General features: G+C 45.0%; 25 protein-coding genes and 1 riboswitch. Of the genes, 3 read left to right on the top strand and 22 right to left on the bottom strand.

The window, feature by feature from the left end; genetic code table 11:
- Window positions 1-16 precede the first annotated feature (16 nt).
- Window positions 17-1126, bottom strand: coding sequence for a bifunctional diaminohydroxyphosphoribosylaminopyrimidine deaminase/5-amino-6-(5-phosphoribosylamino)uracil reductase RibD (gene ribD / locus AC58UU_RS14485; RefSeq protein WP_497316834.1), 1110 nt, complete (start codon window positions 1124-1126; stop codon window positions 17-19).
- 37 nt (window positions 1127-1163) lie between these two features.
- On the opposite strand from ribD, the gene AC58UU_RS14490 reads away from it, so the two are divergent.
- Window positions 1164-1322, top strand: coding sequence for a hypothetical protein (locus AC58UU_RS14490; RefSeq protein ID WP_497316662.1), 159 nt, complete (start codon window positions 1164-1166; stop codon window positions 1320-1322).
- A gap of 39 nt (window positions 1323-1361) precedes the next feature.
- Window positions 1362-1544, bottom strand: a riboswitch (FMN riboswitch).
- Between the two features lie 203 nt (window positions 1545-1747).
- Here the strand turns inward: AC58UU_RS14490 and AC58UU_RS14495 are convergent.
- Together AC58UU_RS14495 and AC58UU_RS14500 are read right to left on the bottom strand one after the other, a co-directional pair.
- Window positions 1748-2179 (bottom strand): peptidylprolyl isomerase, encoded by a 432-nt coding sequence (locus tag AC58UU_RS14495; RefSeq protein WP_171643430.1) that lies wholly within the window; start codon window positions 2177-2179, stop codon window positions 1748-1750.
- A gap of 67 nt (window positions 2180-2246) precedes the next feature.
- On the bottom strand, window positions 2247-3179 hold the full coding sequence (locus tag AC58UU_RS14500; protein WP_497316664.1) for an NADP-dependent oxidoreductase: 933 nt from the start codon (window positions 3177-3179) through the stop codon (window positions 2247-2249).
- 143 nt (window positions 3180-3322) lie between these two features.
- Here AC58UU_RS14500 and AC58UU_RS14505 point away from each other — a divergent pair, with 143 nt between their 5' ends.
- Window positions 3323-4225 (top strand): LysR family transcriptional regulator, encoded by a 903-nt coding sequence (locus tag AC58UU_RS14505; protein WP_497316835.1) that lies wholly within the window; start codon window positions 3323-3325, stop codon window positions 4223-4225.
- A gap of 81 nt (window positions 4226-4306) precedes the next feature.
- On the opposite strand, the gene lysA is transcribed toward AC58UU_RS14505, so the two are convergent.
- From lysA to AC58UU_RS14525, 4 genes are all read right to left on the bottom strand, one after another.
- Window positions 4307-5638, bottom strand: coding sequence for a diaminopimelate decarboxylase (lysA, locus tag AC58UU_RS14510; protein WP_497316666.1), 1332 nt, complete (start codon window positions 5636-5638; stop codon window positions 4307-4309).
- 161 nt (window positions 5639-5799) lie between these two features.
- Window positions 5800-7461, bottom strand: a complete 1662-nt coding sequence (locus AC58UU_RS14515) for a spore germination protein (protein ID WP_497316668.1) — start codon at window positions 7459-7461, stop codon at window positions 5800-5802.
- Window positions 7462-7483: 22 nt separating this feature from the next.
- Window positions 7484-7906 carry a stage V sporulation protein AB gene (locus AC58UU_RS14520; protein WP_497316670.1) on the bottom strand — a complete coding sequence of 141 codons (423 nt, stop codon included), beginning with the start codon at window positions 7904-7906 and terminating at the stop codon, window positions 7484-7486.
- The gene (locus tag AC58UU_RS14525) at window positions 7903-8535 is read right to left on the bottom strand and encodes a stage V sporulation protein AA (RefSeq protein ID WP_497316672.1); all 633 of its coding nucleotides are present in this window, start codon (window positions 8533-8535) and stop codon (window positions 7903-7905) included. The genes AC58UU_RS14520 and AC58UU_RS14525 overlap by 4 nt, the downstream gene beginning before the upstream one ends.
- A 178-nt stretch (window positions 8536-8713) precedes the next feature.
- Here AC58UU_RS14525 and AC58UU_RS14530 point away from each other — a divergent pair, with 178 nt between their 5' ends.
- Window positions 8714-8923: a DUF378 domain-containing protein gene (locus AC58UU_RS14530; protein WP_497316674.1), complete on the top strand. Its 210-nt coding sequence runs from the start codon at window positions 8714-8716 to the stop codon at window positions 8921-8923.
- 178 nt (window positions 8924-9101) lie between these two features.
- Here the strand turns inward: AC58UU_RS14530 and sigF are convergent, their stop codons facing one another.
- The 15 genes from sigF to spoIIM all read right to left on the bottom strand — a co-directional run bounded on the left by sigF (window position 9102) and on the right by spoIIM (window position 21593).
- Entirely contained in the window at window positions 9102-9857 is a 756-nt protein-coding gene (gene sigF / locus AC58UU_RS14535; protein ID WP_029192952.1) for an RNA polymerase sporulation sigma factor SigF, read from the bottom strand.
- An 11-nt stretch (window positions 9858-9868) separates the two neighbouring features.
- Window positions 9869-10315: an anti-sigma F factor gene (spoIIAB, locus tag AC58UU_RS14540; protein ID WP_171643436.1), complete on the bottom strand. Its 447-nt coding sequence runs from the start codon at window positions 10313-10315 to the stop codon at window positions 9869-9871.
- Entirely contained in the window at window positions 10312-10665 is a 354-nt protein-coding gene (gene spoIIAA / locus AC58UU_RS14545; RefSeq protein WP_047674049.1) for an anti-sigma F factor antagonist, read from the bottom strand. Before spoIIAA ends, spoIIAB begins: the two co-directional genes overlap by 4 nt.
- Before the next feature lie 161 nt (window positions 10666-10826).
- Complete coding sequence (locus AC58UU_RS14550) at window positions 10827-12002, bottom strand: D-alanyl-D-alanine carboxypeptidase family protein (RefSeq protein WP_497316677.1); 1176 nt, start codon at window positions 12000-12002, stop codon at window positions 10827-10829.
- A 160-nt stretch (window positions 12003-12162) separates the two neighbouring features.
- A complete protein-coding gene (locus AC58UU_RS14555; protein WP_497316679.1) occupies window positions 12163-13464 on the bottom strand; it encodes a pyrimidine-nucleoside phosphorylase in 1302 nt (433 codons plus the stop codon).
- A 119-nt stretch (window positions 13465-13583) separates the two neighbouring features.
- Window positions 13584-13967 (bottom strand): cupredoxin domain-containing protein, encoded by a 384-nt coding sequence (locus AC58UU_RS14560; protein WP_497316681.1) that lies wholly within the window; start codon window positions 13965-13967, stop codon window positions 13584-13586.
- A 179-nt stretch (window positions 13968-14146) separates the two neighbouring features.
- On the bottom strand, window positions 14147-14584 hold the full coding sequence (locus AC58UU_RS14565; RefSeq protein WP_497316683.1) for a flagellar protein: 438 nt from the start codon (window positions 14582-14584) through the stop codon (window positions 14147-14149).
- Between the two features lie 152 nt (window positions 14585-14736).
- Complete coding sequence (locus AC58UU_RS14570; RefSeq protein WP_497316685.1) at window positions 14737-15591, bottom strand: purine-nucleoside phosphorylase; 855 nt, start codon at window positions 15589-15591, stop codon at window positions 14737-14739.
- 18 nt (window positions 15592-15609) lie between these two features.
- Window positions 15610-16437 (bottom strand): purine-nucleoside phosphorylase, encoded by an 828-nt coding sequence (locus tag AC58UU_RS14575; RefSeq protein WP_057306372.1) that lies wholly within the window; start codon window positions 16435-16437, stop codon window positions 15610-15612.
- Window positions 16438-16493: 56 nt separating this feature from the next.
- The gene (gene deoB / locus AC58UU_RS14580; RefSeq protein WP_497316687.1) at window positions 16494-17669 is read right to left on the bottom strand and encodes a phosphopentomutase; all 1176 of its coding nucleotides are present in this window, start codon (window positions 17667-17669) and stop codon (window positions 16494-16496) included.
- Window positions 17670-17777: 108 nt separating this feature from the next.
- Window positions 17778-18674 (bottom strand): site-specific tyrosine recombinase XerD, encoded by an 897-nt coding sequence (gene xerD, locus AC58UU_RS14585; RefSeq protein WP_497316837.1) that lies wholly within the window; start codon window positions 18672-18674, stop codon window positions 17778-17780.
- Between the two features lie 92 nt (window positions 18675-18766).
- Window positions 18767-19006, bottom strand: coding sequence for a DUF4227 family protein (locus tag AC58UU_RS14590; protein ID WP_497316689.1), 240 nt, complete (start codon window positions 19004-19006; stop codon window positions 18767-18769).
- Window positions 19007-19063: 57 nt separating this feature from the next.
- On the bottom strand, window positions 19064-20179 hold the full coding sequence (ald, locus tag AC58UU_RS14595) for an alanine dehydrogenase (protein ID WP_497316839.1): 1116 nt from the start codon (window positions 20177-20179) through the stop codon (window positions 19064-19066).
- Window positions 20180-20360: 181 nt separating this feature from the next.
- The gene (gene fur, locus AC58UU_RS14600) at window positions 20361-20846 is read right to left on the bottom strand and encodes a ferric iron uptake transcriptional regulator (RefSeq protein ID WP_497316691.1); all 486 of its coding nucleotides are present in this window, start codon (window positions 20844-20846) and stop codon (window positions 20361-20363) included.
- A gap of 105 nt (window positions 20847-20951) precedes the next feature.
- Window positions 20952-21593: a stage II sporulation protein M gene (gene spoIIM, locus AC58UU_RS14605; protein WP_497316693.1), complete on the bottom strand. Its 642-nt coding sequence runs from the start codon at window positions 21591-21593 to the stop codon at window positions 20952-20954.
- Window positions 21594-21650: the final 57 nt, after the last annotated feature.

The raw sequence follows: 21650 nt of genomic DNA on the forward strand, positions 1-21650 counted from the left end.
GCAAGTCCTCCATTCGTTAGCTCTTATAATTCGGATAGCCGGTTATGCAAATATCCGGTCCGAACTGCTCGACCTTGAGTCGGTCGAGCGTAATCGCATCATCCATCTTCGCGAAGCCATCGAAGTTGATGTTTACAGGTGCTGCAGAGCCGCCGCCGATTATTTTCGGCGCAAACATCAGCACCAACTTGTCGATCAGGCGCTGCTCCAGCATGGCGCCGTTGAGCTTCCCTCCACCCTCTAGGAGGATGGAGCCGATCTCGCGCTCGCCAAGCTGCCGCATGGCGAGCGTCAGGTCCACCTGCGGGCCGTCCCCGCAGGTGAGGACCGTGATGCCGTGCGCTTCCAGCGCGGCACGCCGCTCTGCGGGCGCCTTTGCGGTCGCGAGCAGGATCGTCGGCTGACGATCCTGCTCCGTGAGCACCCGGGCGCCCAGCGGGACTCGCAAGAGCGAGTCCGCGACGATCCGTACCGGCTGTACAGCCGGTACGTCGCCGCGCGCGCTCAGCAGCGGGTCGTCGGCGATGACCGTGCTGACGCCGACCATGATCCCCTGGTGCCGATGGCGCAGGGTATGAACGAAGGCACGCGACGCTGGCGACGTGATCCACTTGCTGTCGCCGGTCTGCGAGGCAATGCGGCCGTCGAGCGTGCTCGCAGTCTTCATCGTCACATAAGGCATGCGGGTGACGATGTATTTGTTGAAGACCTCATTCATTGCCGCGGCCTCCTCTGCGAGCAGCCCAACCGCCACGTCGAGACCATGCTCACGCAGCTTAGCGATGCCTGTCCCAGCAACCTGAGGGTTTGGATCAGTTCCAGCGACGACAACCCGTGTCACTCCCGCCTCAATGAGTCGGTCGCTGCACGGTGGCGTCTTGCCAAAGTGACTGCACGGCTCTAATGTCACATATGCCGTGCTGCCCTTAGCTTCCTCGCCTGCCATTTGCAAGGCGAGAACCTCGGCATGGCCATGTCCGCGCTTTAGGTGCGCTCCCATGCCAACAATGCGTCCATTTTTCACAAGGACACACCCTACTACGGGATTAATTCCCGTCTGACCAAGAGCACTTTCTGCCATTTGCAGAGCCAGTCTCATGTAGGCTTCGTCATTCAGTACATGCACGAAGTTCACCGCCTTTCAAGTTCATTCCAAAATTTGAATGCAAAAAGGCCCCACCGTGTATCGGATAGGGGCCAGAGATTGTCTAGATAACACGAAGAAGCTTCATCTATCCATACTTGCCGCATTTTTGATCAAATCAAACAACAACGACGTATCTGCTTCAAAAGACAGACCTGCCGAATTTTTGTTTACGTGAAAAAATGTACAAGCATGCATAGCGAAATCAAATGTTCGCGTTTTCCTTCTCCCATCCAGACTATACTGTCGGTTCCGGAATTGCACCGGATCAGCCGTAGCGAAGCTGTGTGTCAGGTACCGCTAGCTTCAAAACGGGTCACGGACTTATCGAAATCATGTAACGGGTACATGCTATCGAATCACCGCCGGTGTGGAATTTCACCACGCCCCGAAGGTTTTGCATACATATAAAAGTAACTTACAACTAAGAACTAGCTAAAATTACTTTGGTAATGAAAAATTTATCACTCACACTTACAAAAAGCAAGTGCTTTTTTCCTTTTCACATTAATTTCTTACTTTTTCTATGAATTCACTCGGGATTAATTCAAAGAAAGAAACCTATTGATAATAATCAACAGGTTTCTTTTCGATTATGGCAAATTATACTTCTACAACTTCAACTTTCTCCATCAAATCTTTGCCTTTGAAAGCATCGACTAACTCCATACCTTTGGATACTTTACCGAATACGGTGTGCCCACCATCCAAATGCGGTTGCGGTTGGTAAGCGATGTAGAACTGGCTTCCACCTGTATTTCTGCCTGCATGAGCCATAGCCAAGGAGCCGCGCTCATGTTTGTTTGGGTTGATTTCACAGTTGATTTGGTAACCAGGGCCACCAGTTCCTGTTCCTGTAGGACAACCACCTTGTGCTACGAATCCTGGAATAACACGATGAAAAACAAGTCCGTTGTAGAAACCGGAGTTTGCTAATTTTTCAAAGTTAGCAACGGTATTCGGTGCATCGTTTTCGAAAAGATCGATAACAACTTCGCCGCCACCTGCTAGTTTAATTTTTGCTTGTTTGGCCATTTGTGGTCCACTCCTTTAGGAAATAATATCTTATTCTACTATGAAAACTTCCATTTCACAAACTGCACTATATTTCTAACATAATTCTACCCCGACCATGTCCTGTTTGACTGTGAATATGCGCATCCCGCGCTGCGTGAAGTGGATAAGAATGGCTAATAATTGCTTTCACATGGCCATCGGCCATAACCTGTGCGATTTCCTGCGTCGCTTCTGCAGATAGCAAGGTATTGGAAAATTCAGCTCGAATACCTAGCTCACGAGCCTTTTCGGGTGATATTTGTCCTGCGAAGGACAAAAGTACGCCGCCTCTTTTTACAACGGCATAAGAACGTTCTAACGTGTCACCACCGACCGTATCCAATACCATATCCACGTCCTGAACAATGTCTTCGAACTTACACGAAGTATAGTCTATAACTTCATAAGCTCCTAATGCCTTAACCATTTCCACATTCGCTGCGCTGCAAGTCGCTATAACTTGAGCCCCTTGCCATACAGCCAATTGTACAGCGAATGAACCAACGCCCCCTGCAGCACCATGAATCAACACTCGTTGACCCTTCTGGATATTACCATTGACAAATAAAGCTTGCCAAGCCGTCGTTGCCCCTCCAGATATGGAAGCTGCTTCTGTGAAGCTAAGCTCTGGCGGTTTGATAGCTAACCGTTCGATGTCCGTCGTGATGTATTCTGCATACGCACCAGCCGAGCTGCGCCCAAACACTTCTTGCCCTATTTGAAACTTCGTTACATGCTTGCCTACATCTTCAATAATTCCGGCTATCGCCGACCCCGGTATATAGGGGAACTGCATGGGTCGCAGATGTTTGAAAATCCCCTGCCGCTGCTTCCAATCAATAGGTAATACGCCTGCAGCATGCACTCTAATCAGTACCTCATAGTCACCCGGTCTTGGACTTTCAATTGACTCCAATTGCAATTCTTCGACTCCTCCATATTGATGTACGCGTATGGCTTGCATCTTTGACGTTTTCATCCTTATTTATCCCCTCTCTGGTCATGCGCGCTCTTATTTACTTCCTTCTTCTCCTCATTGTAAAATGAAAATTATATAAAATATAATATATCTTTAGTTATCTATTCATATCTTTAAGTATATGGATTAGGGGGCGATATGTGATGGAGATGCTGCAGCTTCATTATTTTCAAACGGTTGCAAAGTTAGAGCATATGACGAAAGCAGCGGAGATTCTCCAAATTGCTCAGCCAGCACTTAGTAAAACCATAGCTCGTTTGGAGTCCGATCTGGGTGTGCCATTGTTTGATCGGCAAGGTCGACAAATTAAGCTTAACCAGTATGGTAGAGCCTTTTTAGTCAAAGTAAATTCGTCTCTTCGTGAACTGGAGGAAGGCAAGCGCGAAGTTGCCGATATGGCTGGTCTGGAGCATGGGCAGGTTTACATCGCGACGACGGCAATAAGCCGTTTTTCGGATCTCTTCGGCTCCTTTGCCACTTCATACCCGTCCATCAATTTTAAACTTACTCAAGCTGCCTCTGAAGAGTCCAAGATGCATCTGTTACTACATGGCGAAGTCGATCTCGCCATCACGTTTTGCTTACCTTCCGACTCCGAAAGCATGGGAATTACAAGTATGCCTTTCTTGACGGAACAATTGTGGTTAGCTGTACCACCAGGTCACCGGCTTATTGGGCGTGAAAGTATTCACTTACAAGAAGCAGCTAATGATGCATTCATCGTTTTAAAGGAAGGACATCGCTTTCGACAGAAAACAGATTCATTGTGCAATCAAGCTGGATTTTCACCTAAAATCATTTGCGATGTTAGTGACTATTCCGCGATAAGCAGCCTGGTTCAGGCGGGAATGGGAGTTTCTTTAGTGACCTCATCTTCAAAAGGTAAAGAAAACGCACCCCATTTACTTCGTATCCACGAGCCTATTTGCGAACGTACTTTTCAGCTTGCTTGGCTGCAGCATCGGTACCTCTCGAAAGCGGCCCAATTGTTCCGTGACTATGTCACCACTTATTTTCCGGACAAAAAGCCTCGAAACTCGAACTGACATTCCATTTCAAGATGAAAAAAACGCAAAGAAGGAAACCCCGTGAAAACTGAGGTTTCCTTCTTTTTTATTTAAACCAATTTAAACGGTCTCACTCATCTGTTTCATTCTTGCAGGAATGATGTCATTACCAACGATGTTATCGAACGTTTCGCGTTTCACGACGAGATCACTTTGACCATCTTTCACAAAGACAACGCCTGGACGGCGGATACGGTTATAATTGCTAGCCATTGCATAATTGTAGGCACCTGTACAAGATACAGCAAGAACGTCACCTGAACTTACTTTTGGCAGGTTCAGATCCCAGATCAACATATCGCCGCTCTCACAGCATTTCCCTGCAATAGATACAATCTCTGTCGGTTGCTCTGTAGCGCGGTTAGCCAACATCGCCTCATACACAGCCTCATACAAAGCAGGACGTGGGTTGTCAGTCATGCCGCCATCTACAGCTACGTATTTCCGCACCCCTGGAATATCCTTTGTTGTACCTACTGTATATAGCGTAGTTCCCGCGTCACCAACGATGCTGCGGCCTGGTTCAACCCAGATTTCAGGCATTGGAAAATCATTACTGCCGAAGTTGTCTTTAATCGCGTCTGTAATAGCTTTAACATAAACAGCAACCGGAAGTGGGCTATCTTCGCTCACATAACGAATTCCGAAACCGCCGCCAAGGTTAATGACCTTGAACGTAACGCCTATTTCTTTACGAACTTGAACGGCAAAGCCAGCCACTTTCTCAGCTGCCATGCGGAAGCCTTCCACTTCAAAAATTTGGGAGCCAATATGGGAATGAACGCCCAATAGTTCCACATTGCTTAATTGCGAAGCTTCTTGAACAGCGCGGAAGGCCGATCCATTGCCCATGTCGAAACCGAACTTGGAATCCGTTTGGCCTGTAGAAATATATTCATGCGTATGTGCCTCAACACCCGGCGTAATACGCAGTAAGATCTTCACCTTTTGGCGCTTCTCTCCGGCAATCGCATTCAACATTTGAAGTTCGATAAAGTTATCTACGACGAAACAGCCGATTTTGGCATCGATCGCCATTTCCAATTCTGCGATTGTTTTGTTATTGCCATGGAAATGAATTCGGTCCGCTGGGAAGCCTGCTTGTAGCGCCGTATACAGCTCACCATCGGAAACAACGTCAAGTGACATTCCCTCTTCATCTACAATTCGGCACATAGCCATTACGCAGAATGCTTTGCTAGCATAAGCCACTTGGAATTTCAGACCGGATGCTTTGAAAGCTTTTACGAATTCACGGCAGCGCCCACGTACTAACGCTTCGTCAAATACATATAAAGGTGTGCCGTATTCAGCAACCAATTTCGTTGCATCAACACCGCCGATTTCGAGGTGGCCTTGGTCGTTTATCTTACTAGTACCATGTAAATACATAGCTTTATTTTCCTCTCTCCCTGAACCATCTTCTTGCTATATGCTGCCAAAGAGGTTAATGTACATTACTATTAAAAGTACCATATGGCATGCGCTTTTGACAATACACGCTTCGACATAAAATCAAAAAAGGACAGGAGAATTCCCTGTCCTTTTTTCTGTTATTTGGATTTTGGTTGACGCGTGCCGTCGATCGGCTTGGTAATACTTAGCCGCGTTTTGCCAGCTAACACCGGACGACGAACCAGGATGGCAAAGAAGCTTTTGGCGTTAAATGGAATAAAGGGCCACATATAGGGTGCATTAAAGGATTTCCTTGTGGCCAACAAAATCAACCATAACGTTGAGCCCACTACAAATCCGGGGACATGGAAGATCGCTACGATGATTAAGAGAGCCAATCTTACTATTCGATTAGCTAGACCCAATTCATAGCTCGGTGTCGCGAACATCCCTATAGAGGCGAGTGCCAAATACAGGATAACCTCATTGATAAAGAGTCCTGTCTTTACGGCGATATCTCCAACAAGAATAGCTGCCACCAAACCCATTGCGGTAGCGAGAGGTGTAGGTGTATGAACGGCTGCCATTCGCATGAGATCAATCCCTATATCCGCTAACAAGAACTGAACCAATAGCGGCAGGGTTCCTTCCTTCTGCGGACCAAGGAATTCTAGTCCCGGCGGCTTTAAAGAAGGATCCATAACCATCATAAACCAAAGTGGAAGCAGAAAAATCGAAGCCATAATGCCTGCAAAACGCACCCACCTTAAATAAGTACCAATGAAAGGCGTTTGTCGATATTCCTCAGCATGCTGCACATGATGGAAAAACGTGGTCGGTAGAATCATGACGCTCGGTGATGTGTCCACAAAAACACATACATGTCCTTCAAGTAAATGAGCGGAGACAACATCCGGCCGTTCCGAATACCGAACCATCGGGTAAGGGTTCCAACCCTTATTCACAATCGCTTCTTCCAGCTGTTTTTCAGCGAGAGGAAGTCCATCGATTTCAACATTCTTTATTTTATCTTTCACGGCTTGAACCAAGTCCGCGTCAGCAATATCATTGATATAAGCCACACAGATATCCGTCTTGGTTCGTTTGCCGATTTGCATGATTTCCAGCTTAAATCTCTCATCGCGAATTCTTCGTCTGACAAGGGTCACATTCAATAAAAGGGTTTCGACGAAGCCATCTCGAGAACCTCGGACAACCCGCTCCAAGTCAGGTTCAGCGATCGAGCGAATGGGAAAACTTTTGGCATCAACCGTAATGCCTGCTGTCTCCCCTTCAATGAAAAACGCCGTTCCGCCCATCAATACTTGTCCTACGATTTCAGACATTTTCTTGTAGGTCTTAACTTGAATGTGCGGAATTAATTTCTCAATGAATGCTTCCAATGTATGATGTGAGACGGATTCTTCATCCGCATAAGTTAGACGTGTAATGATATCGGTTAACACCGTATCTTTGGCAAATCCATTGCAATAGAAAATACCTACTCGCTTGGATCCGAACACCATTTCTCTGAGGACGAGATCAAAGCTTCGATCGAGCCCTACTCGTTCTTCCAGCACCCTTCGAACTTCTCGAATACTTCTGGGGATATCTTCCTGAATTTTGAGTGCCTTCTCTTCCGGCGTCATGTCTGTTATTGGATTGTAAGCAGATAAATTCCCTTCCTCATCTATGGCCAGTTTCTCATTCTGTTCCTGTGGTTTGTTCGATTTGTTCGATTCGATTGATTCATTCGATTCGTTTGGTTCGTTCGAGTCATTCTGATCGCTCCCGTTTCCTTTTTTCACAATAAACTTCACTTGAGCGCCTCCTTCAGCACAGTTAATAAAATAACCATTCAAACAAGGATCCAAATACTTTACCGAAAATCATCGCCATTAGAAGCAAAATCATATAGGATCCCATTCCAACACGCTTGGCAAGAATGGGCAGCACGTTAATGATTTCCGTTAGCGCAGCCGCTAGCATGCCAACAAAACAACCGGCAAATATACCTACCACTGCTGTTCCCATCGGAAAGAGGTGCAATTTAACATCGCTGAAATCAACCCATGTAAATAAGAGTGACCCCATCACAACAGCCGCTTCATAAGCATGTATTTTTGAAAACGAACGTGTGATCTGGGCAAGTCTTGGAATAATATCTAGCACCACGAGAAAAGCGACCATACCGCTGCCAACAGCGATTCCACCAGCTAGCCCGATAAAAGCTGCCAAGAGGGCTTCCCCAAATAGGGTAATCACGCCCGGTCTCCGTCCTCATGAATTTTGATATATTCTTCTGTTATCACATAATGGTTTATATTTTCCTGGTACATGAACATTTCCACTTCCAGCGGGCTTGGTTCTTCATTGAATTTCTTCTTGAACAGATGGTTGAAAAAAATGACCATTCCAACACCAATCCCTAGGGAATAAGGAATTTGCAAAATGAGCGGATGCTCTACTTTTTTCCCTGTCATCAATTCATAAATGCGTTGGTGAACTTCCAACATGGAAACATCCGCATGAAAATTCATGATGGCCAGTCCCGAACCGATGAACAAGAGCAACCAAACCAAGCCGATAAGTATTGGACTTGGCTTTCTTGGATCGGAAATAATCTCGATAAGCACATGAGGTTCTCCGAAATGCTCAATTTGCAGGTGTGGATAAAGATCTTTCACTTTACGAACGATCAGCATCATGTCAATGAGAACGCGATTACCATCCTCTTGTTGAGGATGATGAATGATCATCTCATTCAGCGCTTGCTCATATTCAGGCTCCACGAAAATCTGAGCGATATGATGTAAATACACAACATTCCCTTTGCGAACGCTAGCTTTTCGACGAAGTCGGATGTATAGATATGGTTTTCCTTCCTGGATCATGGTTTCACTCCCCTCAGTGCTTTACCGTGAATCATCCATGTATAGGAGTAGTATGCAAAATCTTTCCTTCCCATAAACACCTGATAAGATGGTAAATTCTCCAGGAATAAAGCGATCTTCGTTAAGGCATAGTAAGATTGAATAACGATAACTTATTCCATATAAAGAAGGTGATAACATGGCAAAATTCGGGTTAACACTAGTTATTATTGGTGCGCTGAATTGGCTCTTGGTTGGGCTTTTCGAGTGGGATTTAGTTTCTGCTTTATTGGGAGGAGATTCTCATCGTGAATCTTCCGGTCTAAGCCGCATCGTGTATACACTTGTCGGCTTATGCGGAATTTACTGCGTGAGATTTTATTCAGACGACAGGCACTCTGCCCGATAAACATGTTCGTGATCGAAAAAGCCGCAAACTACCCAGTGAAGAATTAGGGTAATCAGCGGCTCTTTTTTTTATGCGGTGCGGACTTATCTAACTTGTTCAACCATTAAATATTTTCCGTCTCTATATAGACAAATAACCGTTCCTCCTAGGAGGAACGGTTATCTGTCTCAAAAACCTGTCATTGAGCAATCTGATCTTTAATCGATTGCAAAATTTTCTTTTCCAATCGTGACACCTGCACTTGGGAAATACCTAATCTACTTGCGACCTCGGATTGCGTTTGATCCCGGAAATAGCGGAGATAAACAATGAGTCGTTCTCGCTCCGAAAGCGTTCCAATGGCTTCATTAAGAGCAAGCTTCTCGAACCACTTCTCGCCGGACTCATCCGAGATTTGATCCATTAGCGTAATAGGGTCACCATCGTTCTCAAAGACGGTCTCATGGATGGAAGAGAGAGGTTTATTCGCCTCTTGCGCGAAAACAACTTCCTCCGCCGTTATCATAAGCTCCTCTGCGACCTCTTTGATCGTTGGCAATCTGCCCAGCCGCTTCGACAGTTCGTCCTTCGTCTTGCGAATCTTATTCGCCAATTCTTTGAGGGAACGGCTTACTTTGAGTGTTCCGTCATCTCGAAGAAAACGTTGAATTTCACCGATAATCATCGGTACCGCATAGGTTGAAAACTTCACATCATAAGATAGATCGAATTTGTCTACGGACTTCAGCAGTCCGATACAACCGATCTGGAACAAGTCTTCGGCTTCGTATCCCCGGTTCAAGAAACGTTGAACCACAGACCAAACCAATCGGATATTGCAGCTGACAAGTGTTTCTCTGGCGAGTCCATCTCCGGATTGGCTGAGGGCGATTAACCGTTTGACTTCCGAATCGTCTAAATAACTATGAGAAGCATGTTTCAGATCGACATCCATAGATCAAACCCCTAATTGTATAAAGCTTTTTTAGATTCAATTCGCTTCAACATGTTTATTTTGGTTCCGATTCCGACGGCCGTCACAACTTCTACTTCGTCCATGAAATTTTCCATAATCGTGAAACCCATGCCAGAGCGTTCCAACTCTGGTTTGGATGTATATAGTGGCTGTTTCGCCTGTTCTAAATCAGCAATACCTGAACCCTTGTCTTCGATCGTAATCCGAACCACGTCGTCATCAATTTGCGTCGAAATGGTGATAACACCGTCCGTTCTATTGTTATAACCATGAATAATCGAATTCGTAACCGCTTCAGAAACAACCGTCTTGATATCGGTCAATTCATTCAGCGTAGGATCCAATTGAGAGACGAAAGCAGCAACGGCTACACGAGCAAAAGCTTCATTCTCCGAGCGACTGGCAAACTCAAGTGTCATAAAGTTATGTTCACTCATAATGCAACCTCCAAACTGGACATTGCATTGCGTTCGTTGTCCTGTATAGATACAATCTTGAACATTCCAGAAAGCTCGAACAAGCGGTAGACAGCAGGAGCAACGTCACAAACGACCATTTTGCCGCCTTTACTCGTAATCTGCTTATAGCGGCCGAGAATGACGCCAAGACCTGAGCTGTCCATGAAGGAAAGATCCTTCAAACTAAGGATTAAATGGCGCGTATGCTCTTTGGCAATCGCTTCCTCCATCCTCGCCTTCACAACATCGGCTGTGTGATGATCCAACTCGCCTTTCAATCTAACAATCAGCGCTCTTCGGCCTTGCTCGAATTCAATTTGCAGGCTCAACATGTTCACTCCTCTCAGCTGAGAGACTTTGAGCTTACTCAAAGATCCCGTCATGAAACTTAAGTTTCTACAGCTGAGATGGAATCTCCTGCACCCCGACAAAACTAGAAGAAAACTGCTAAAACTAGAAGAAAACTGCGCTTATTCGCGAATTCTCACCATTAATCCGTATGAAACAGATTCGATGTGGTTCGCTTAAATAGCTTCCACCAAGACGCTTTATCTACTGCAACAGGAGACTCGAGTGGGTATTCAGCAAGCAAACTCTCGCCATTGTAAACAACAATTCTTCCGATAGGTTGCCCCATTGAAATCGGTGCTTTTATGTTTGGATCGAGTTTCAGTTCATGTCGAATCTCCCCAGTCACGGTGCCCTTTTTCATTAAAATACTATAATTTTGCTTCGCAACTAACGGCACTGTCGAAACCTGGCCTTTATTAATCGTAAAATTTCCAAGACTGTCGCCTGACTTAAACAAAGGATAGTTCGTAAATTGTGCAAAAGCGTAATCAAACAGCTTCGTTACTTCAGCATTTCGTGTTTTTGTATTCGGTTCACCAAGCACCACGGCAATGACGCGTAAATTTTCCCGTTTGGCCGTTGCAGATAAGCAGAATTTCGCTACGCTTGTGTATCCTGTTTTCAAACCATCTGCACCGCTGTAGAAGCGCACCAACTTGTTCGTATTAACGAGCCAGAACGGAGATGCCGTTTCTTTTCGTAGATAGTCTTGGTAGGCTCCTGTAAATTTAGTAATCCCCTCATGCTTGAGCAGTTCTCTCGACATGACGGCAATATCACTCGCTGTTGTATAATGATTGGCTACAGGCAGTCCGTTGCAGTTTGAAAAATGGGTGTTATTCATACCTAACTGCTGTGCACGCTCGTTCATCATTTGCACAAAATTCTCTTCCGAACCAGCGATTTTCTCGGCCATTGCCACAGATGCATCGTTGCCAGAAGCCATGGCAATCCCCTTCAACATTTCCTCGACCGTCATCTCTTCGCCAGGCTCAAGGAAAATTTGCGATCCACCCATGGAAGCCGCATATTCACTAACCTTGACCTTCTCATCCATTTTAATGTTGCCTTTGTCGACAGCTTCCATAATGAGCAGCATCGTCATTATTTTCGTAATACTGGCCGGAGGAAGCTTGGCATCCTTATTCTTTTCGGCAATGACCGTGCCCGTGTCTGCATCCATTAACACTGCGGACAGTGCATTCGGTGTCAAATCGACCGAAGGCGCCTTCTTTTCTTCCGCATACGCGGCCGGTATGAGCAGCATCAAACATAGCTGTAAACAGATTAAACTCATTAGCCCTTTTTTTCGCATAGCAATTGTACCCCTCCTGTGATGTATGAAGTGAAAGCCTGACACTTGCAGCTTGAATGACTGCTAATCAGTCTTGACGATTTCCACACAAAATATTCCAAAAGGATGAAAATAAAAAAGGCACTTCCCATGTGGAAAGTGCTTAGGCAATCGTTTGGCATTAAACGATGACATCATAAATTAATTGAACGGGAGCAGGCTTGCTATTCTCGATGCGATAGGCTCCTTGAATCATGGTCTCAACTTCCTTCACATCCTGTTGATTCGCATGAATGGTACAAATGGATTCCCCAACCTGTACCTCGTCACCGATTTTCTTATTCAAAGTAAGACCTACTGCATAATCAATCTGATCTTCCTTCTTGGCACGACCAGCACCAAGCAGCATCGCGGCAATACCGATTTGTTCCGCATTGATCTGATTAATAAAGCCATCTTTCTCAGCGAGCACTTCGAAATGATAAGCTGCCGTCGGAAGGAACTCTGGTTGGTCTACCACGTTCGGATCGCCGCCCTGGCTTGCTATGAAGCGTTTGAATGTCTCTAAGGCCTTACCATTCAAGACAATATCGCGGACAGCCACCTGAGCCTCCTCGAAGCTCTCAAACACTTTCCCTAGCAGCGACATGTAGGCTGCAACCGAGATCGCTACCTCGGTTAACTCCTTATCACCGGTACCGCGGAGTACTTCAATGGATTCACGAATCTCATTTGCATTCCCGATTTCACGTCCGAGCGGCTGCTCCATGTCCGTAATCATGGCGATCGTGTTACGCTTCAATTGCGTTCCGATATCTACCATCGTACGAGCCAAGGCTCTTGCATCGTCCACTGTTTTCATGAAAGCGCCTGAACCGATTTTCACGTCCAACACGATGGCATCAGCTCCGGAAGCAATTTTCTTGCTCATAATGGAGCTAGCGATTAAAGGAATCGAATCTACCGTTGCTGTTACGTCACGAAGTGCATACATCTTCTTGTCAGCAGGAGCTAAGTTACCACTCTGGCCAACGATGGCAATTTTATTTGTATTTACCGCATGAATAAAATCTTCTTTAGACAATTCAATCTGAAAGCCTGGAATCGACTCCAGCTTATCTACCGTACCACCTGTATGTCCTAATCCTCTGCCTGACATTTTGGCAACAGGAATTCCAAGCGATGCAACAATTGGTCCAACGATTAGGCTAATTTTGTCCCCAACCCCACCTGTTGAGTGTTTATCCACTTTAATCCCAGCAATCTCCGATAGATCGATCATTTCTCCTGAGCCTGCCATGGCTAACGTGAGTGCAGAGATCTCTTCACTTGTCATCCCATTGAAGAAAATAGCCATCAGTAAAGCTGACATTTGATAATCCGGAATATCTCCACGTGTATATCCGCTAACGATATACGTAATTTCTTGCTCACTTAGCACTTCACCAGAACGTTTCTTATGAATTAAATCAACCATTCTCATGTGCATTCCTCCTTAAGATTACCTAAGAGTTTTCGTTAGAAAACTTGCATCGTAAGCATGCTCTTCAAAATCGAAAAAAGGGAGCTGCTAGAGCCCCCTCTGATACTATCCATTATTGATTAAGAAACAACTAATTTGGATTTCATCTTAGCATGACCTTCACCACATGGAAGGATACAAATAATTTCATATGTACCTGGTTTGTCAAAAGTTACTTGTTTCGACGGGTTTTCTTTATCAAGCTTAATATCCAACCCTTGAATTTCAATCGCATGAACGCCTTCTTTTAAGGACAAGGAAACTTTTGTAGGCTCTCCACTTTTAATCGTATAATCTGCTGCATCGAACTGCCAGTTAGAAGCTACAATTTTAAGCTGTTGACTTTTGCCAGCGGCAGCCTCTGCTTCCTTAGCCACTTGGCGGTTAGAAATATCTTGAAAGAGGACTCCCAGCCCCAATGCGCCCGCAAGTATAAATAACACAAAGAAAATCCACTTTTGCATGCATATCCCCCTCATAATGTGTTCACTTCATCTATTCTACCTAACATCTTCAGACAATCCCATACATAGTCAGTGGCAAATCCTTGAATATTTTGTGACAAAATTGTGAATGAGTCTATCGTAAAAACATCCCCCTCAGCGGGGGATATCATCATTACTATTGCCCATTTTGTTATAAATTACACACCACTAAGTCTTTCACGTATTTGGAAACCGCCAGCTGATACTGTTTGTTTTTCTCTAAGAAGCGGTTGAAAAGATCGGTCTTTCTCTTTCAGTTCTCTAATATCCCGATTAATTCGGTACATGCAATCCGGGCACAGCTTTTGCCCACGAATCGGTTTCGAGCATGAAGCGCAGGGATAGTTCAAATTCGGATAATCCGAAAGCAGCAGCTTTCCCTCTTTGATCCAAGTATGCATTTGCTCTTGTGAAACACCTGTAGCTTCGCTGAATTGCATATTTGATGAGCGATGATTTTTACGTAGAAATTCAAGACTGCTCGTGAGCATGGAGTCCATGCTTCGGCTGCAATCTGAACATTGGTTTCGCAAATTTTTCTGGAACACTTTCCCGCATCTAGGACAGTTAGCGACCATTAATTGTTGGACTAACATGCTCCATCACATCCTTGTTATGGAATGGGTATCCGTAACTACGGAACCCTCTAATATAGTTCTAATTAACTATATATTAGCATGACTCCCTCCGAATTAATAGGTCTCCAGAAGCTTATTTTCATTAAAAGTTCATAAAAAATGTAGCCAAATTATCCCAGACGAACCTCGCGAACAAAGGCTTTAACAAGAGCGATGAACTTCGGTTTCGTCCGATTGGCTACAGCCACAACCTGCTCATGCGTCAATGGTTCCAGTTCTTCGCCTATCGCCATATCGGTAATGCACGAAATCCCTAATACCTTAAGACCTGCATGCCGTGCTGCAATAACTTCTCCCACAGTTGACATACCAATTGCGTCGCCACCAATTCGAGCTAACATCGTAAGTTCAGCTGGCGTACAGTAGGTTGGTCCTGTAATCCCTGCATAGACCCCCTCCTGCAGCTTCAGCGGCACGCCATCTTCTCCTACGACCGTTTGTGCCAGCTCAAGAGCCAGCTTGCGGTATTCGCGGTTGTACGCTTCCGACATGTCCGGGAAACGAACACCGAGATCAGAATGGTTAGGCCCGATAAGCGGGTTATCGCCGGTCATATTCAAATGGTCGCTAATGACCATAAGATCTCCGGCTTTGAAATCTCGATTCATGCCGCCTGCCGCGTTCGTCATCACAATCGTCTGAACGCCAATTGCTTTCATGACGTAAACAGGAAATACAACCTTTTTCATATCGTAGCCTTCATAATAATGAAAACGTCCCTGCATAACGATGACTTGCTTGCCTTCTAGTGTACCTACAACAAAACGACCTTCATGACCTTCAACGGTTGAAACGGGAAAGTGAGGAACCTCGCTATAATCGATGGCTATGGGCTGCTCAACCTGATTAGCCATATCTCCCAAGCCTGATCCCAAAACTAATCCAATAACAGGCTTAACACTGCCTAAACGCTGCTCAATAAAGCTCGCTGCTTCTTTGATTTTCTCTATGTAAGTCAGTTCCATTTTGTTCTCCTCTTCTAGTTAAAGTGCTTCAATAATGCCTAGTACTAACTTCAAAAACTTAGGCTTTACTTTCTCCGTCGTTTCCATGACTTCTGCATGGGAGAGAGGCTGGTCCAAAATACCTGATGCCATATTCGAAATACAGGAGAAACCAAGCACTTCGATTCCTGCATGACGTGCTACAATCACTTCGGGTACCGTCGACATACCAACGGAATCGCCACCAAGTGTGCGGAACATGCGAATCTCAGCAGGAGTTTCATAGTTAGGACCGAGGAGTCCCACATAGACGCCTTCTTGTAAGTGGAAGTTCTGCGAAGCCGCCACTTCATGCGCTAATTTACGTAGACGTTTGCTGTATGCTTCCGACATATCCGGAAAGCGAACACCTAAAGCAGAATCATTCGGTCCGATAAGCGGATTCCGGTATGTCAAATTCAAATGATCACTTATGACCATAAGATCGCCAACCTGATAGGATTCATTAATTCCTCCAGCTGCATTCGTCACTATCAACGTTTCTACACCTAGTTCTTTCATAACTCTTACTGGAAAAGAAACCGTTTCCGCGCCATAGCCCTCATAAGCATGAAAGCGACCTTTCATTACCAGTACTTGCTTGCCTTGAATAGTACCAACGACCAATTCGCCAGCATGCCCTTCCACGGTAGACACTGGGAAATGAGGGATTCTCGAGTAATCTACAACGATAGGCTGTTCAATAAGATCAGCAAGAACGCCAAGGCCTGAACCTAGAATCAGACCAATTTGGGGTTTAATGTTCGTTTCCTTGCTAATAAAGGCAGCTGCTTCTTGAATCTTTTGAATCATGGACGTATCGGACATGGATAGATTCCTCCTAAGCGATTTCAGTTCACATAAACTGAGTATTTCGTAATCATTTATTTTAAAAGATGTAAGAAGCTCTCTCCTTGATCGGGTGCACTCACGCTGAAATTATCTGCGATAGTTGCTCCCAAATCAGCGAAGGTTCCGCGGATACCAAGCGAAGCAGGTGACTGGAAGCTTGGGCTGTATAGCAAAATAGGCACGTATTCGCGCGTATGGTCAGTACCCGGATGCACGGGATCATTGCCATGATCCGCTGTAAGAATTAATAGGTCCTTCGGTCCTAGACCCGCTTTGAGCTGAGGCACATAAGCATCAAATTCCTCCAGTGATCTTCCATAGCCCTCAGGATCACGACGATGCCCAAACAGCGAGTCAAAATCTACAAGATTCGTAAAAGCCAGTCCTTTGAACGAAGAGCCCAGTACCTCTATTGTCTTCTGAATACCATCTAAATTACTTTTTGTTGATGTGGCTTTTGTAACACCTTCACCATCAAAAATATCATTAATTTTCCCTATCGCAATCACATCAAATCCAGCATCCTTCAAATGATTCATAACCGTAGGCGCTGGCGGCTTCACGGCATAATCATGGCGATTCGGAGTACGTTTGAAAGCACCAGGCTCCCCGAGGTACGGTCTTGCAATTACTCTGCCAACAGCAAACTCATCCTGCATGGTCAACCTTCTGGCAATCTTGCATGCCCGATACAGCTCTTCTAGTGGAATGATATCTTCATGCGCAGCTAATTGAAATACACTATCGGCAGAAGTATAAACGATCCAAGCCCCTGTTTTCATCTGCTCTTCTCCGAGCTCATCTAAAATTTCAGTGCCTGAGGCCGGCTTATTTCCAATGACCTTACGTCCAGTCTCCTGCTCAAATTGAGAAATCAATTTTTCTGGAAATCCATCGGGGAATACATTAAATGGTGTAGTAATTCGAAGCCCCATCAATTCCCAGTGTCCAGTCATTGTGTCTTTCCCAACAGACACCTCAGCCATTTTTCCATAATAGCCATCTGGTGAATCTGTTGCAGGAATCCCTTTAATATCAGCTATGCTCCCTAGTCCCATTCGTTGTAAATTAGGGAGTGCAAATCCGTTTACTTTCTCTGCAATATGTCCTAGTGTGTGAGCGCCACTGTCGCCAAACTGCTTGGCATCCGGTAATTCGCCGATGCCTACGCTATCCAATACAATTAAACATATACGTTCAAAGCGCACTCTTGTCCCTCCAAATCAATTCCTAATGTCATCCACCCTCGATTATCTCACTTCCACCCTATGAATGCAAAACAGCAGCTTCCCCCTAGGGGAAATGCCGCTGTGAGGTTATAATCTCGCTCTTGGGTGTGCAAGGTTGTAAACGTCTTTCATTTTGAGCTTGGTGACTTGAACATACATTTGTGTCGAGGAAATATCGGAATGTCCGAGCATTTCTTGAACAGATCTTAAATCTGCACCATTTTCAATTAAATGGGCAGCAAAGGAATGCCTTAAGGCATGAGGTGTTATCTCATTTGCGATATTCATCTCATTTGCATATTTTTTCAAAATCTTCCAAAACCCTTGCCTTGTCATCCTGGTTCCCAAATGACCGATAAATAAGGCTGCTTCATCCGCCGTTTTTTTTAACAACTTCATCCGATAATTATGTATATAAGTCGTTAAACACCGAATGGCGATTGAACTTATAGGAATATTACGTTCTTTATCCGCTTTCCCCATACAACGGATAAAGCCCATCTGCAAATTGATATCCGTTACATTCAGAGATATGAGCTCTGATACTCGAATCCCTGTCGCATAGAGCAATTCCAGCATAGCCTTATCACGCGCGCCGCTTACAAGCTCAGGCTGCGGTGCTTCGAGGAGCTTCTCTACCTCTCCAATCGACAGCACTTTAGGAAGCTTTTTTTCCAACTTGGGGGCATCCACATAAATACTTGGATCTGAATCCATTACGCGTTCTTTCACTAAATATTGATAAAGTGCTCGAATGGAAACCATATTGCGAGACAAGGTTGCTGATGCTCGTCCGAGCATTTTCAACTGTGATAAGTATCCTGTAATGTGAGCTTTGCCTGAATCTCTCCAAGCTGTGATGCCTTGATGCTGTAGATATTCAACAAATTGCTGTAAGTCTCTTTCATAGGATTCCAGCGTATTCCGCGATAGTCCCCGTTCAACTGACAAAAATCGGATGAAGGATTGCAGGTCATTCGTCATCATGCCGATATACTCCTTCGTTATCATGCCATATCTTCATACCGAATAGCATTCAACGATTCCAGTGAGAAATCCTCTTTTTTACGCTTTCTTTATTCCCCATACCAATAAAATAAACGTAAACGGTCACTCATTTTACCTGTATCCGAAACCGCAGCATGCTCGTGTTGGCCAAACACCTTAACGGACTTTCCCGATGGTGTTCTGTACTTGTTCACAGGTTCAATCCAACCCGTTAGTACAAGCATAACTTGATATAGAATCACAGTCAAAGTCATAAAAAGTAAAATAAAGCGCAAGCGAACAACTAGTTTTCTATATGAAAATATCATAGCCAGTCCTCATTTCTATCCCCTTTTTATGATCAGGATATGAGGCTTGGTCTCTGATTATGACAGATCGGACAACTTCACATATGGCATGCCTAGAGCTTCAGCCACTGCTGGATGCGTTACGCTCCCCTTGTACGTATTCACGCCTAATTGTAGTGCGTAATTAGCAGCTATGGCCTCTGTAAAACCTTTATTGGCAAGCTCCATTGCATAAGGTATCGTCACATTGGTTAACCCCAATGTTGAAGTTCTCGGAACGGCACCAGGCATATTGGCAACTGCATAATGAAGTACACCATGTTTCTCGTAGGTGGGATTGCTGTGCGTTGTCACACGGTCAATCGTTTCAATCGATCCACCTTGGTCCACGGCAACATCCACAATCACAGCACCTGGCTTCATGCTTTGAACCATAGCTTCCGTTACTAATCTTGGAGCTCTCGCTCCAGGGATAAGAACAGCGCCAATTAATAAATCCGCCTTCTGCACAGCACTCGCAATATTATGAGGATTAGACATCAATGTTCGCAGTCTTCCCCCGAATATATCATCCAGAGCTCTCATCCGATCTGCACTCCGTTCAATAATGACAACATTAGCTCCAAGACCTAGCGCCATTTTGGCCGCATTCGTTCCAACGATGCCTCCGCCCAAAATGATTACATCGGCTGGCGGCACACCGGGTACGCCACCCAATAAAATGCCGCGTCCCCCATAGAACTTTTCCAAAAAGTGGGCGCCTATTTGTACCGACATCCGGCCCGCGACTTCACTCATCGGTGTCAAAAGCGGAAGTGAGCCATTTGGAAGCTGAATCGTTTCGTAGGCAATCCCTGTCACTTTCTTACTAAGCAAATGTTCAGCCAAATCTCCTGCTGCAGCCAAATGCAAATAAGTGAACAGCATCTGCCCCTCCCGGAAATAACCATATTCCGCAGGTAATGGTTCCTTGACTTTCATGATCATATCACTGAGCGCCCATACCTTAGCTGCATCCGCGACAATAACGGCGCCTTCTCGAGCATAGTCCTCATCCCCGAAGCCGCTGCCAACTCCAGCTCCAGACTCAACAAGCACTTGATGTCCTGCCACCAAGAGCATACCCGCTCCCCCAGGCGTTAAAGCCACTCTGTTTTCATTGTTTTTGATTTCTTTAGGAACCCCGACTACAATTGGTTGCTGAGTCATAGTTGCTACCTTCTTCCTTTTTATCACTAAACATAATGTGCCATGCTTCTGAGCTAATTATGTGAGTAAATATCCGACTTTCTTATTACCTAGTATATGAAAAGAACACAAAAATGCCTGTATGCACAAGGTGTGCTTACAGGCATTTTCATTGTATAAACAGCTTCTATTCAGAAACTGTTATTTTAGATTTGTCCAATGAGTCCGGTTTTCCTCGATCGTTACAGCGATAGCAAATACCTTGAAAATCAAGTCGATGATCTAGCACTTGAAAATGAAAATCTTGCTCTAACCGTTCTTCCAAAGGTCCGAGCCAATCTTCCATAATTTCATCCACGGATCCGCATTGCACGCAGATTAAGTGATGGTGATGATGACGTGTACTGTCGTCACGTAAATCATAACGAGCGACACCGTCGCCAAAATTCATTTTCTCCAAGATATGCAGCTCACTCAGCAGCTCTAAAGTTCGGTAAACTGTCGCCAGTCCGATCTCTGGGGCCTTGTCCTTCACAAGCATAAACACATCTTCAGCACTTAAATGATCTTGTTCATTCTCTAAAAGTACGCGTACTGTCGCTTCCCGTTGAGGGGTTAGTTTGTACCCTTGGGATTGCAATTGCTGCTTAATCTTCTCGATCCTTGCTTCCATATGCCTCCCCCTCAGAAAGGTGGGCATCCAAGCCCAGTTTTAGCCACTCTTTTTATTATAGGGGGTGCTGACTGACAAAGTCAAACAGAAACATAAGTGGATCTGTTATCCATATAGACCAACAAGCATAGGAGTTACCCATCTCATCATCAATTGCGACATATATCCTTCCCAAAGCGCTGCTCCAAGAAGGAAAACCCCCATCAGGAGAGTAAGTGTTGTATAACGCATAAAGGGTTGGTACATGTTTCCATTCCGACTCATAAAGCGATTTTTGATCATATAGATTGAGAACGCCATAGCCGCTACGCTGCAGAATAGGATAGCCGGAATAACAATCAGATTCTGAGGCGCAACGGAAACAAGTGCAAATAACATGCCCTTCCATGACATTTGGCCGACTAGATATCCAACCGTAAACCCAATTAGCACACCTTTTAGAAAATCCAAAACGAGAATCAATGGCAGCCCGACAACAGACAAACCAAAAAGCCATATCAACAAAATCCACTTCATATGCATGCCAAAAGCTTGAACGAACGATTGCCTGCTGTCAAACTCAGCGCCTTCATTAATTTCATGAAAGAAACTACCCAAATGACGAGTCATTTCTTGTTTTTGTTCCAAAGAAAGTGCATTCACCATCACGGCGCCGAACACGACCCCTATGATGAAAAGTACGGAGACGAATATAAATAGCGGCAAATTGTCCTTCATATATTGTTTCATCGTTAGGTTCCTATTCATCTCGCAGCTCCTTCCTTGTGTCAACCTCTACAAAGACAAGCTTATGAGCGAGAGCTG

It is taken from the genome of Paenibacillus sp. JT22N1 (assembly GCF_059692155.1).